This window comes from Mogibacterium neglectum (assembly GCF_030644205.1).
Classification (GTDB): Bacteria; Bacillota; Clostridia; order Peptostreptococcales; family Anaerovoracaceae; genus Mogibacterium; species Mogibacterium neglectum.
Genome location: NZ_CP128647.1, coordinates 1,021,241 through 1,035,232, shown reverse-complemented (window position 1 = coordinate 1,035,232; position 13,992 = coordinate 1,021,241). Strand labels below are relative to the sequence as shown.

Genomic DNA, 13,992 nt, shown 5'->3' with positions numbered 1-13,992 from the left:
GGATGACGAAAAAGGTAAATGAGCTGATGGCAGAGCTCGGTGTGTCATATCAGGATATTAAGAAAGCAGCTGATACGATGGGCATCGAGGTTAAGTCAGAACGCACGAATCTTGATCAGAAGGACGCTGATAGATTGAATGACACGATTAGCAAACTGAAGGGATTGGATTCAAAATCCGATAAGAATACTAAGAAGCCTAAGATTAAGGCTGTTCCAATTATTAGTAAGGATTTTGCACATAAACCTAAGGCACCAGCAGGAAAGCCACTGCCTCGTAAGGCAGAATCTGTAGATGCTGAGGCTGCTGAAGCGAAGGCCAATCTAGAAGTAAAGAAGCCGGTAGATACAGATGTAAAAACTAAGGTTAAGACAGAAACTACAGAACATAAGGCGAAGTCCACTAAAAAGAAAACTGCTACTAAGGATGCAGCTACTGATGAAGTTAAAGAGACTAAGGCAGGTAAGAAAGAAAAGGTAATAGAGCTTAAAGGAAAAACTGCTAAAAATGATGAAAAGCCTGAGAAAGGCAAAGAGGCATCGAAGGAATCAGAGAAGAAGGTAGAAAAGAAAGAGGAGACATATGAAAATGCTCCTAACAAGCCGATGCGCTTCAAGAAGATTTTTGATGCTTCATCTGCCCCAAAGGAAAAGCTAAAACATGCTCGCAAGAAGTCTTCTGATAAAGACGGTCGTAAGGACGGAAAGAAGGATGACCGTGGTGGCAGAAAGAATGATAAGAGGGATGGACAGAACAGTAGAAATAATGATTCTAAGCAAAGCAGAAGTTCATCGAGAACTCAGGGAACGGTTGTGGTAAATACTCCTATGACTGATAAGCCGCAGTCAAAGGGGAAGAGCAAGAAGTTTTTTGACAAGGATAAAGATAGAGATAAGTTCAAACACGAGAAGCGCAGCGAGGGGAAAAATAGCAAGTCGCGTTTCTTTGATGAGAGAAACCTTGAAAAGCAGGTTAAACACAGAAAGAAAAAGACTCCTAAGGTTACTGAGCCTGAAATCGAAATTGAAGAGCTACTACCAGAAGGTGCAGTGGCTGTAACTGTTCCAATCACAGTTGCCGGTCTAGCTGAACAGGCAGAGATTTCCGTTAGCAAAATTATCATGTCGCTAATGAAGCTTGGGATAATGGCTACAGTAAACCAGACGCTTGATAAAGATACTGTTGAGATGCTTGGTGAAGATCTCGGTATGCAAGTTGTAGTAACTGAAGAGAAAGAAGAGGTTTTTGAAGAAGGCTTGGATCTACGCGAGGATAAGGAAAATGAGCTGAAGCCTCGTGCACCAATCATCACTGTAATGGGTCACGTTGACCACGGTAAGACTTCATTACTCGATGCTATTAGAAATACTAACGTAACTGCTGGTGAATCTGGTGGTATCACGCAGCATATCGGTGCTTCTGAGGTCAAGATTAACGGTAAAAAGATAGTGTTCCTCGATACACCAGGTCACGAAGCGTTTACTACAATGCGTGCTCGTGGTGCTCAGGTAACGGATATCGCTGTACTAGTAGTTGCAGCAGATGATAGCGTTAAGCCACAGACAATAGAATCTATTAGCCACGCAAAGGCCGCAAATGTACCTATGATTGTTGCTATAAATAAGATCGATAAACCAGGTGCAAATATTGACAGAGTTAAAAAAGACCTTGCAGACCATGGAGTACTAGTTGAGGATTGGGGCGGAGACGTAATAAGCGTTCCTGTATCCGCAAAGCAGGGTGAGGGAATTACGGACCTCTTAGAAATGATTCTATTACAGGCAGAAGTTCTCGAGCTTCGTGCAAATCCTGATAGGCTTGCTATGGGAACTGTGATTGAAGCAAGACTCGACAAGAGCAAAGGTCCGATTGCTACACTACTTGTTACAAATGGAACTCTCAAAGCTGGACAGAGTGTCGTTGCTGGTACAACATCTGGTAAAATTAGAGTTATGACTAATTTTAAGGGAGAAGCAATCAGAAAGGCTCTTCCTGCGACACCAGTTGAAATCCTTGGACTTTCTGATGTTCCTATGGCAGGTGATTCGTTCAATGCTGTTAAGGATGACAAGGTGGCTAGGGAGATTGCAGAGAGCAGACAGGAAAAGATGAGAGAAGACGTACTTGCAAAAAATGCAAGCACTACACTCGAAAAGTTATTCTCACAGATTCAGGAAGGCGAGACAAAGGAACTGAACCTCATCATAAAAGGAGATGTACAAGGTTCTGTTGGTGCAATAATTTCGTCGCTTGAGAAATTAGATACTGATGATGTGCGAGTAAACTTAATTCACTCAGGAGTAGGTACAGTTACAGAGTCTGATGTAATGCTGGCTGAAACGTCAGGAGCTATTATAATTGGATTTAATGTAAGGCCAACTACTGCGGTTCAGTCGAGAGCGGATGATGCCGAGATTGAGATCAGAACGTACCGCGTAATATATGACATCATCGATGATGTACAGAACGCTATGAAGGGCATGCTCGATCCTGAGTATAAAGAAGAAATCCTCGGTAAAGCTGAGATAAGAGAGACGTTTAAGGTTCCTAATATTGGAATCATTGGCGGTGCCTACATCGTTGAGGGTAAGGTTAAGAGAAATGCGCAGATCCGCCTCGTAAGAGATGGTATCGTAATTCACGAAGGTATGATTTCCTCACTACGTAGATTTAAGGACGATGCTAAGGAAGTAGCCCAGGGCTATGAGTGTGGTATCGGAATCGAAGCATACAATGATATCAAGCCTATGGATATTATCGAGTGCTTCCATATGGTGGAAATAGAGAGGTAATATGGGAAAGAATTATAGACAAGGGAGACTGGGTGAGGAAATTAAGAAGAGTATCTCAGGATATCTTCTTAATGGCATCAAGGATCCTAGACTCTCTACTAGGATAATAACCATATCAGCTGTTGAGGTGTCGAGTGATGGTAGCTATGCGACCGTATTCTTTACACCTCTAACGTTGAGCGGAGAAGATAGTAACGAGGTTAGTAAAGAGGTTCTAAACGCATTCAATAACGCAAAGGGACTATTTAGAACTAAAATATCTCACGACATAAAGCTTAGACATACTCCAGAACTTAATTTTAAGCTAGACTCATCCATGAAATACGGCAGGCATATCGATGGGATTATCGATGAGATAAATAAGCTGGAAAGATAGTATAATGACGGATAATATTTATAAGAAAATTGCTTTAAAGCTTCATAATTACAGCAAGATTTTAATCTTTCCTCATGTAAATATGGATGGAGATTGCCTTGGTTCCTCAGCTGCGTTATGCCACGTGCTTCGCGGCTTTGGTAAAGAGGCGTATGTCCTTGCCGATGATGTGACTCCCCACAATTTAGATTTTCTAGAGAGCGGTGTAGTTACTAGAGATTACGATGTGTTTGATGAATATGACCTTGCGGTTCTTGTGGACTGCGGCAGCAGAAGCAGAATAGGTGAAAGAGCCTCTGTTTTTGACAGAGCTAGAGAAAGAGCTGTAATAGATCACCATGGAGTGATGGAAAATGATGCGGAATTCAACTTTGGAATCATCGAGTCTAGCTCTGCTGCAACCGCTGAACTTGTCTATCTGATTGCGAGTGAGATGGGTGCAGAGTTTACTCTACCTATTGCAGAATGTATATTTGCTGCTATAAATACGGATACTGGTAGTTTCCAGCATTCAAATACCACTGCTAGAACCCACAAAATCGCAAGTGAGATATACGGAATTCCTGGCTTTGATGGTAATAGGATTGTGCAGCTTATATATAATAGAAAGTCGCTAGGTGCAATACAGCTTGAGGGTCGTATTGTCTCTGAAATGGAAGTATGTTGCGGTGGTAAGGTTGTGTTGAGCGCTGTAACTCAGGCTCACCTGGCTGAAACTGGCACTTTAATGAATGAATCAGATGGAATAATCCAGAAACTAATGAGTATCGACGGTGTTGAAATAGGCTGCATTCTAAAAGAAATCGACGATAAGACTGCTAGAGTAAGTCTGAGGGCAAAATCATATGCGAATGTGGCGCGTGTTGCCCAGAAATACGGTGGAGGCGGACATATGCGTGCAGCTGGTCTAACTTTTGAAGGAACTATAGGCGAAGCAAAGGCTGAGATTGCGAAAGCTCTCGAAGCTGAACTTGTTAGGTCGAATGATGAAAAATAGTGGTGTTATAAACATTAATAAACCTGAGGGGTATACGTCTCACGATGTAGTAGCTAGGCTCAGGCGTAAGCTCGGAATAAAGCGAGTTGGGCACACAGGGACTCTCGATCCGATGGCGACGGGAGTTCTTCCTGTTTGTTTCGGTAAGGACACAAGACTGATTGAGTATTACGATCACGATTGGAAGACGTATGAAGCGGAACTTGAACTCGGAAAGGTCACAGACACGATGGATATTACCGGCGAAGTCCTTGAAGAGTGCGAAGTAATAAATATTACAGCAGAAGATATCGAGTCGCTTGCTAGCAGGTATAGAGGGACGATTACGCAGATACCACCCAAATACTCGGCACTCAAGGTTAATGGACGTCCACTGTATAAGTATGCTCGTGAAGGGCAGGAAATTGATATTGAATCGAAAAAGCGTGAGGTAGACATAAGACATTTTGAATTTATATCTATCGACATTTCATTAAAAAAAGTATCGTTTACCGTAACTTGCTCTAAGGGCACCTATATTAGGAGCATTTGCTCAGAGATTGGAGATCTTCTGGGAGTAGGTGCAACTATGACTAAACTTAAGAGAACAAAAAACGGAGTTTTCAGCGTAAAATCCGCATATGACCTTGAAAATGTGCTCGAGATGAGCGAAGCAGAACTAGATTCGATTATTCTTAGCGGAGAATCTACTATTGTAAATCTCAGAAAGCTTGTGCTTAGAAGTGGTAGTGAATCATTTTATCTTAATGGAAGAATAATAGAACGCAAGTACTATATGACTGATGAGGATGATTGCGGTATTAAATCGTACAAAAGTAAATTAGCTAACAAGGAGCTTTTTGATATTACAGAGGATGAACTAAACTACTTCGGCGATATATATAGACTATACAGTGAAGATGGAGAATTCCTCGGAACTTGCCGCTTGAATAATGACGGCAACTTGAAACCAGAGAAAGTAATGGGTAGTAGAAATTAATATGAAGGTGTACAGGTCACTTCCAGATATCAATACAGATTTTGAAACCTCGGTTGCACTGGGGAATTTTGATGGTGTTCATATCGGACATCAGAAGATTTTAAAATCTGCTGTTCAGATGGCAACAAAGCTTGGGGGAAAGCCAGCTTGTTTTACGTTTTCGAATCATCCGCGTGAGCTATTTGGGGGTAAATCCGATCGTGGTATTCTTTTTATCACAAACGATGATGAGAAATTGCAGCTTTTCGAAGAAGCAGGTATTGAAGTGGTATTCGATGTACCTTTTGATGAAGTTACGATGAATATGTTGCCAGAGATATTCATTAAAGATATTCTATGTGATAAGCTAAAGGTCAAGGGCGTATCTTGTGGTTTTAATTATCGATTTGGCACAAGGGCTAGTGGTGATGACAAGCTTCTTATTGAACTTGGCAGTAGATACGGATATGAGACTAGTGTTATTCAGCCGGTAAAAGTCGGTTCTGAAATAGTTAGTTCAACAGCTATACGAAAATATATTGAAACTGGGGATATTATAAAGGCTAATGAATATCTAGGTAGACCATTTAGTATAGATGGTACTGTAGGTCGTGGAAATCATATCGGTTCAAAGATAGGTTTTCCGACGGCTAATATTGAACTTAGCTTTACCAAGGTATCGCCTATGAATGGAGTGTATTTTACACGCACTTTAGTGAATGGTTCTACTTATAATAGCGTTTCTAATGTCGGTAATAAACCGACTATAGGTAATTATAATAAATCTATTGAGACGCACATATTCGGTATAAATGAGGAGCTATACGGAGGATACATTAAAATTGAATTTCTCAAGCTCCATAGACCAGAGTTTAAATTTGAAAGTTTAGAGCTACTCACTGAACACATTGCTGATGATATAGAATCAGCGAGGAGATTTCATGGTGTCAAATAGCTTTAATAATGAACATAAAGATATAGAATTTAATAAAGATGGAATTTTAGCAGAGAAGATAATTGCCGCAGCGCAGGACAAGATTGTCGCAAGTATGCGGTTTATGGACTCTGCTGTTTTTGCGCTTAAAACAGCTTGTGCGCATGACAAACATGGCGTTTTTATGATTGATGGGACAACGCTCTACTACAGCACTGATGCAGTCTTTGATAGAATGAAACGCGGTCTTTCCTCATTTACACATGATTACATGCATGTACTGCTCCATTGCATTTTTAAGCATTACTATATTACGAAAAAAGTGAATAGGCTGTACTGGGATATGGCGTCTGATATAGCTGTTGAAGAAATGATAGAGTCGCTTGGAGCCTACTGTTTCAATACACCTGAGAGTAGTGAAAGGCGCGATGAAATAAAAAAAATTAGGGCTAAGCGAGGAAGGCTTTCAGTAGATCGGCTATATAAGTCTTTTGTGACTGATCCACCGATTGAAGCTGAAGTGAGTATAATGCGAGAACTATTCACTGTAGATGATCATTCGCTATGGTATAGAGCTGATGATGGTGTTAATTACTCTGAGTCTATGTCAGAAATAGATGAAGATGGAAAGCAAGATGATTCTCGTCCGCAGGATTATGACGAGAATAAGCAGGAAATACCTGATGATAATACTATCACTAAATTTGATGTATCGAGCATAGAGAAGTCAGACGGTAATGAAGAATGCGATGGTGCATCGCTTTTTTCTGATCAGGACTGGGATAAGATACGTGAGATGGTAAAAACCGCACTCGAAATGGATGATAATAGTTTCGGTGATACCGGTGGAACGATGCAGCGGGAGCTGCAGTATGCTGAGGAGAATCGAATAGATTACAGCACATTTCTTAGGAAATTCGCCGCAAATCATGAGACACTTAAGGTCGATGATGAGTCATTCGACTATATCATGTATACATACGGTCTAAACAGATATAGAGATATGCCACTCATCGAGCCACTTGAGTACAAAGATGAGAAGCATATTCGTGATCTCGTTATCGCAATCGATACCTCCGGCTCAACCGACGGTGAGCTGGTGAAGAAGTTCATTGACAAAAGTTTTGAAATTCTCAGCAACAACGATGTTCTAGGAGCTAAATTTAATATTCATGTGGTACAATGTGATGCAGAGATTCAGGATGACACAGTGCTTAAAAACAGGGAAGATGCAGATGTGTTTCTGAAGAATTTAGAAATTAAGGGATTTGGCGGAACTGATTTTCGCCCAGTGTTCCATTATATAAATGAACTCATACGAAGGAAAGAACTAAGAAATCTAAGAGGTTTATTATATTTTACTGATGGAAAGGGTATTTACCCGAAACGAAAACCGGTATATGATACGGCATTTATATTCGTAGATGATGACGCATGTGACGATGATGTTCCGACATGGGCAATGAAGGTGTATTTTGACGAGTGAAACATATCTAGATATGTGGAATGGAGACAATTTGAATATTCAAGAAGCAAAGAATCAGGTGAAATATGCAGTTATTTCTTACCTGTCAAAGGATGAATTTGGAGAATATAAGATTCAGGTAGAGAGGCAGAGACCTATATTCCTCGTAGGACCACCAGGAGTTGGGAAGACGGAGATTATGTCTCAGGTTGCAGAGGAGATGGATATCGCCCTAGTGTCGTATTCAATGACACACCACACTAGGCAGAGTGCGATAGGGTTGCCTTTTATTTCTGAACATCAATACTGCGGGGAGAGTTATAGGACTACCGAGTACACGATGAGTGAAATAATTGCTAGCGTGTATGACAAGATGGAAGAAACTGGCAAGAGAGAGGGGATGCTTTTCCTAGATGAAATCAACTGTGTATCTGAAACCCTTGCGCCTGCAATGCTGCAGTTTCTTCAGATGAAGATATTCGGCCGCCATAGACTGCCTGAAGGTTGGGTCGTGATCACAGCAGGAAATCCTCTGGAGTACAATAACTCGGCAAGGGAGTTTGACCTTGCGACGCTCGATAGACTTAAGAGAATTGACGTTGAGCCAGAACTTGGGCCATGGCTCGTATATGCTAGAAGTAATGCAGTTCATGCTGCAGTGTTAAATTACTTGAGCATCAAAAAAGACGACTTCTATAGTGTGAGATTAACAGTTGATGGCAAGCTGTTTGTCACAGCTAGAGGATGGGTTGACCTGTCTGAGATGATTTACTTATATGAACAAAATGATATTGAAGTTAATCTTGAGCTAGTGAGCCAGTATATTCAGGATGAGAGAATCGCACGTGATTTTACTTCATACTATGATTTGTTCTATCGCTACAGGAGAGAATACGATATTGCTGGTATTCTAGCGGGTACAGTTGGTGAGCAAGCTATAGAAAAGTTATTAAATGCGCCTTTTGATGAACGTATAACTGTTGTTAGGTTGATCAACGATGCTCTTAGTTCAGAATTTAGACGTGAGTTTGTGAAATCAAAAGTTATAGATGAGGTAATGAAGCGCATAAAGTTGCAAAAGGATGAATTTCTCGGTGCAAAGCTTGATAAAGCAGCCCATATTTTAAAGTCAATCTCGTCCGATATGGAAGACGATCTTCGTGAACGTAAGAAGGCACATTCAATATCTAGGATGAATGAGAGAGTAGTTAGGAAGTCTATTCAGACAATTAGGGATATCATGCACAACGTTATGGGAGGTATCGGGGAGCCTTCATCGATTATCACTGGAGAAATGAGTAAGCTTAATGATGAGCGAAATAACCTCATAAAATCTATACAACATCAACTTAAGAATTCTTTTTCTTTTATAGAGAAGAGTTTTGAAGGTGATAATGAGATGATGATATTTGTAAGAACTCTATCGGAGGATAAATACAGTGCTGGGTTTCTCGCAAATCATGGAAGTGAGGAATACTCTCGTTGGAGCAAAGGTCTCATTATGAGTGACAGGGAGCAGGAGCTTACCACCGAGATTGAAGAACTTAAGCAGTAAGGAGGTTGTATGCCAAAGCTTATAGCAGGACATACACTTATCAATTATGACGAAAATGTGTCGCGCGTCGTGATACCTAAATTTGTGTTTTCGATAGCAGATAGGGCATTTAGCGAAAGAGGACAGATTAAGACGATTGAAATGGGAGAATCAGTCAAGAGCATAGGAAATTATGCTTTTAGGATGTGCTACAGCATGAAGGAGATAATCCTACCACAGACTATAGAAGAGTTTGGTAAGGGTGTGTTTGAAAATTGCTGGGCTCTTGAAAGGGTGTCACTTCCAGAAGGAACCAAAATCGTTGATGACGAGATGTTCGTTGATTGTAATTCTCTAAGCGAGATTTTTTTACCTAACAGCATTGAAGTTATCGATGAACATGCATTTAGCAAAGTTCCTGGATTGACGATTCTACATATTAGTCCCGAGAAGCTTTATATACTTCCGGAGGGCATTAGGGATATTGCAATTCTTTCATATATGGAGGAACATAACAGTGATGATGTAGGTCAGGAAAAGTCAATCGAAACAGCTGTAGTACTTAAGTATTTTGAAGAATATGGCGATAGGCTTACTAGAAGAGCTATTACTGATTCTAGAACGCTTGCGATACGCTATATAGTTAGAAGAGGGATGGTGCAGTTAGAGCTCGTCAATGAACTTGTAGAGCTAGCAGCAGGTCAACGAAACTCGGAAATTGTTGCACTTCTTATCGATGAAATGAATAAAATTCGTAGAGAGGAGTCTGAGCAAACTCAAGAATCGTGGGATCCATTTGCTTAGAGTAGGGGGAAAGATGAAAAAGGAGTTTGAAACTTCTGAATCAATGAGGATAGGGATATTGCTTGCAATATGTGGTGGATTTATGGATGCGTATTCATATACTTGTAGAGGTGGGGTTTTTGCAAACGCCGCAACAGGAAACATAGTACTGCTTGCAATAAGCCTAGGTAATCACAACCTACGAAACGTATTTCATTACTTAATTCCAATAGTTTCATTTGCAGGGGGAGTAATGATCTCCCAGCATGTAAAAATCATTCGTAAAAACAGACCAACTAGACTCCATTGGCGCCAAGTCACCATTTGTTTCGAAATAATTGCTATGTTTGTAGCGGGTTTTTTACCCCAGGAGTATAATCTACTTGCAAATTCGCTTATATCGTTGACGTGTGGTATTCAAGTTGTGACTTTTGCGAAGGTACGTGGTTACACTGTTTCCACTACCATGTGTACGGGAAACCTCAAGACAGGAACAATGAATATAAATATGTATATGGCGACGAAGGATTTAAGCTATATTCGAAAGAGCCTTCATTATTATGGATGCATAATGTTTTTTATATGTGGGGCAATTATCGGGGACTTCTTTACTAGAAGAATTCATGAATCAGCAGCTTTTATAGTTGTACTTCTGCTGCTTATCGCTAATATTATGATGTTTTTCAACAACAAGAGTATTGAAAGGAAATACAGTGAAGAAAGAAGAGATTAGAAGCAGGCTTTTTGATATGCAGGACATAGAATTTAAGAAATTCCAATGCAAGCTAATTCCAGGAGTTAATTCAGATACAGTAATAGGAGTTAGAACTCCACTATTAAGGAAACTTGCAAAGGAAATTTTTAAATCCGATGATTATGAAGAGTTTATAAGAGACCTCCCTCATGAGTACTATGAAGAGGTCAATCTCCATGGTATGATAATCTGTATGGTCAGCGATTATGACGAGGCTATACACGAAGTGAACAAGCTACTTCCTTATGTAGATAACTGGGCGACATGTGATCTGCTAAGCTGTAAAAAAGCCTTCAAGGACAATCTCGATAAGCTTGAAACTGATGTTAAACGATGGATATCGTCTGGCGACACTTATACCGTAAGATTTGGAATTGGGGTGTTGCTAGAATTCTATCTCGATGATGCATTTGATTTAAAATATCTGGAATGGGTTGCAAGAGTTGAATCTGATGAATATTACATTAGGATGATGAAGGCATGGTATTTTGCAACTGCGCTAGCCAAGCAATATGATGAAGCGATTCCGTATATCGAGAATCATAGGCTAGAAGAATGGGTGCATCGCAAAACCATTCAAAAGGCAAAGGAGAGTTTCAGAGTTAGTGATGACACGAAAGCATATTTAAACACGTTAAAGTAATTTGCCTAAAAGCTAGACAGATACTCGTATGTGTGATAGTATAACGAAGTAATTTTTATACCCTTGCTTCGGCTATACGTTACTCCGAACGGTAGCGATGTGAGGGTGAATGACAAATAGGAGGAGAAACGATGCTTACAAAAGAAAAGAAGCAGGAAATCATCAAAGAGTATGCTACTAAGGAAGGCGATACTGGTTCCCCAGAGGTTCAGGTTGCAATTCTAACTTACAGAATCAATGACCTTAACGGACACCTCAAGGAGCACGCTAAGGATTATCATTCAAGAAGAGGTCTTCTTAAGATGGTAGGACAGAGAAGAAACCTGCTCAAGTATCTTAAGGATACTGATATCGAGAGATACAGAGCGCTTATTGCTAGACTCGGTCTCAGAAAGTAGTAATATTATCTGACAATATAAGCGGGATATGTATCCCGCTTATTTGTATATAGGAGGGATATAATCCCGAAGCCAATCTAATGACTGGCTTGCAATGCGAATCTTAATAGTAAAATAGTACGATTAACAGGAAGGAGTTGTTAATTATGGGAAGATTCACTGATTATCACACATTTAGAACAGCACTAGGCGGTAGACTGTTACAGCTTGAAATTGGAAAGGTTTGTGAACAGGCAAACGGCCAAGTTACAGTTAGATATGGAGATACCGTTGTAAACTGTACAGCTACTGCTTCAAAGCAGCCAAGACAGGACATTGATTTTTTTCCTCTTAGCTGCGACTATGAAGAGAAGATGTATGCTGTAGGAAAGATCCCTGGCGGATATATCAAGAGAGAAGGAAGACCTGGAGAGCACGGAATTCTAACTTCTAGACTTATGGATAGACCGCTTAGACCATTATTTCCAAAGGGATTTAGGAATGACGTTTCAGTTGTTGCCGTAGCTATGAGTGTTGATCATGACTGTTCACCTGAGGTTGCAGCTATGATCGGTTCATCTGTTGCACTGGCTACATCAGACATTCCATGGGATGGTCCTACAGGTTCTGTAAAAGTGGGTAGAGTTGATGGAGAGCTCATCATTAACCCTACATATGAACAGAGAATGAAGTCTGATATTGACCTAACTGTAGCGGGCACTAAAGAAGCTATCATGATGGTTGAAGCTGGTGCAAATGAAGTTTCTGAAAGTGATATGCTTGATGCAATCATGTTTGCTCACGAAGAGATTAAGCAGTTATGCGTATTTATCGAGGAAATTGCTAATGAAGTTGGCAAGGAGAAGATGGAATACGTAGTCTTCAAGGCTGATGATGACGTTGATGAGGCAGTTCGTGCTTACGCTACAGACAAGATGGTTGAAGCAATAAAGACATTTGATAAGCTTGAACGTCTTGAAAATATGGAAAAAGTCGAGGCTGAAACTCATGAACACTTTACCGAGATTTTCGAAGATAGAGATAAGGAAGTAGATGAAGTTCTGTACGCTATCAAGAAGGAACAGGTTAGATCGATGATTCTTGATGAAGGCGTAAGACCAGATAACAGAAAACTAAATGAGATTAGACCTTTGTTCTCAGAGACTGGATTCCTGCCAAGAGCACATGGTACCGGTCTATTCAAGAGAGGACAGACTCAGGTTCTTTCAATTGCTACACTTGCACCTCTATCTGAGGCACAGGATTTAGATAGCATCGATATCGATAGAACCACTAAGAGATACATGCATCAGTATAACTTCCCTGGCTATTCAACAGGTGAGCCAAAGCCGCCTCGCAGCCCGGGCAGAAGAGAGATTGGGCACGGAGCACTTGCGGAGAGAGCGCTTCTTCCTGTAATTCCAAGTGAAGAAGAATTTCCATACGCAATCAGAGTCGTATCTGAGGTTCTTTCGTCAAACGGTTCTTCCTCGATGGGTTCAACTTGTGGATCTTGCTTAGCTCTTATGGATGCTGGTGTTCCAATCAAGAAGCCTGTATCAGGAATAGCTATGGGTCTCATCGAGAGAGTAGAAGAAGACGGAAGCAGCAGGTATGCTATTCTATCTGATATCCAGGGTATGGAAGATTTCCTAGGTGACATGGACTTCAAGGTAACCGGTACTCCTGATGGAATCACTGCTATTCAGATGGATATCAAGGTTCACGGTCTATCGAGAGAGATTCTTGAGCAGGCGCTTGAGCAGGCTAGAATTGGTAGGGCACATATACTTGAGAATATGCTAGAGGAGATTGCAGAGCCAAGAGCAGAGCTATCGCCTTATGCACCAAGATGCATTTCGATGAGAGTGCATCCTGATAAGGTGCGACTAGTAATCGGACCTGGTGGTAAGAATGTCAATAAGATTGTGGAAGAGACAGGTTGCAAGGTAGATATCTCTGATGACGATGTAGGTCTAATCAGTATCTACAGCTCCGATGAAGCAAGTGCTACTAAGGCTAAGTCTATGATTGAGTATCTTACAGCTGATGTAGAAGTTGGAAAGACCTATGAGGGAGAAGTTAAGAGAATAATGAACTTCGGTGCATTTATCGAGATTCTACCTGGTAAGGAAGGATTGCTACACATCTCCAAGATTGCTAACCACAGAGTTGACAAGGTTGAAGATGTAATGAACATAGGTGACAAGGTTGTTGTTAAGGTTACAGAGATTGATAACCAGAACAGGATTAATCTTTCTAGAAAAGAGCTTGTAGAAGACTAATTCTTCTTAAATAAGTATTAAGATGAGCATAGTGGGTTATGCCACTATGCTTTTTTTGTTATTATTAAAGATATATATTATTGGTATAACATCA

Annotated in this window: 12 protein-coding genes; all 12 read left to right on the top strand. The window is 40.6% G+C overall.

The window, feature by feature from the left end:
• Positions 1-2 precede the first annotated feature (2 nt).
• Positions 3-2,792, top strand: a complete 2,790-nt coding sequence (gene infB, locus QU661_RS04835; RefSeq protein WP_304989138.1) for a translation initiation factor IF-2 — start codon at positions 3-5, stop codon at positions 2,790-2,792.
• Between the two features lies 1 nt (position 2,793).
• Positions 2,794-3,168 carry a 30S ribosome-binding factor RbfA gene (gene rbfA, locus QU661_RS04830; RefSeq protein ID WP_304989137.1) on the top strand — a complete coding sequence of 125 codons (375 nt, stop codon included), beginning with the start codon at positions 2,794-2,796 and terminating at the stop codon, positions 3,166-3,168.
• Between the two features lie 4 nt (positions 3,169-3,172).
• Complete coding sequence (locus tag QU661_RS04825; protein WP_304989136.1) at positions 3,173-4,165, top strand: DHH family phosphoesterase; 993 nt, start codon at positions 3,173-3,175, stop codon at positions 4,163-4,165.
• Positions 4,155-5,144, top strand: coding sequence for a tRNA pseudouridine(55) synthase TruB (gene truB / locus QU661_RS04820; protein ID WP_304989135.1), 990 nt, complete (start codon positions 4,155-4,157; stop codon positions 5,142-5,144). Before QU661_RS04825 ends, truB begins: the two co-directional genes overlap by 11 nt.
• A gap of 1 nt (position 5,145) precedes the next feature.
• Positions 5,146-6,078, top strand: coding sequence for a bifunctional riboflavin kinase/FAD synthetase (locus QU661_RS04815; RefSeq protein WP_304989134.1), 933 nt, complete (start codon positions 5,146-5,148; stop codon positions 6,076-6,078).
• Positions 6,065-7,543, top strand: a complete 1,479-nt coding sequence (locus tag QU661_RS04810; RefSeq protein ID WP_304989133.1) for a vWA domain-containing protein — start codon at positions 6,065-6,067, stop codon at positions 7,541-7,543. The genes QU661_RS04815 and QU661_RS04810 overlap by 14 nt, the downstream gene beginning before the upstream one ends.
• Positions 7,544-7,574: 31 nt before the next feature.
• Positions 7,575-9,077: an ATP-binding protein gene (locus QU661_RS04805; protein ID WP_304989132.1), complete on the top strand. Its 1,503-nt coding sequence runs from the start codon at positions 7,575-7,577 to the stop codon at positions 9,075-9,077.
• A gap of 9 nt (positions 9,078-9,086) precedes the next feature.
• On the top strand, positions 9,087-9,860 hold the full coding sequence (locus QU661_RS04800; RefSeq protein ID WP_304989131.1) for a leucine-rich repeat domain-containing protein: 774 nt from the start codon (positions 9,087-9,089) through the stop codon (positions 9,858-9,860).
• Between the two features lie 13 nt (positions 9,861-9,873).
• Positions 9,874-10,572 carry a YoaK family protein gene (locus QU661_RS04795; RefSeq protein WP_304989130.1) on the top strand — a complete coding sequence of 233 codons (699 nt, stop codon included), beginning with the start codon at positions 9,874-9,876 and terminating at the stop codon, positions 10,570-10,572.
• On the top strand, positions 10,553-11,236 hold the full coding sequence (locus QU661_RS04790; protein ID WP_304989129.1) for a DNA alkylation repair protein: 684 nt from the start codon (positions 10,553-10,555) through the stop codon (positions 11,234-11,236). The genes QU661_RS04795 and QU661_RS04790 overlap by 20 nt, the downstream gene beginning before the upstream one ends.
• Positions 11,237-11,367: 131 nt before the next feature.
• Positions 11,368-11,634 (top strand): 30S ribosomal protein S15, encoded by a 267-nt coding sequence (rpsO, locus tag QU661_RS04785; RefSeq protein WP_094234339.1) that lies wholly within the window; start codon positions 11,368-11,370, stop codon positions 11,632-11,634.
• 146 nt (positions 11,635-11,780) lie between these two features.
• Positions 11,781-13,898: a polyribonucleotide nucleotidyltransferase gene (locus tag QU661_RS04780; RefSeq protein ID WP_304989128.1), complete on the top strand. Its 2,118-nt coding sequence runs from the start codon at positions 11,781-11,783 to the stop codon at positions 13,896-13,898.
• Positions 13,899-13,992 lie beyond the last annotated feature (94 nt).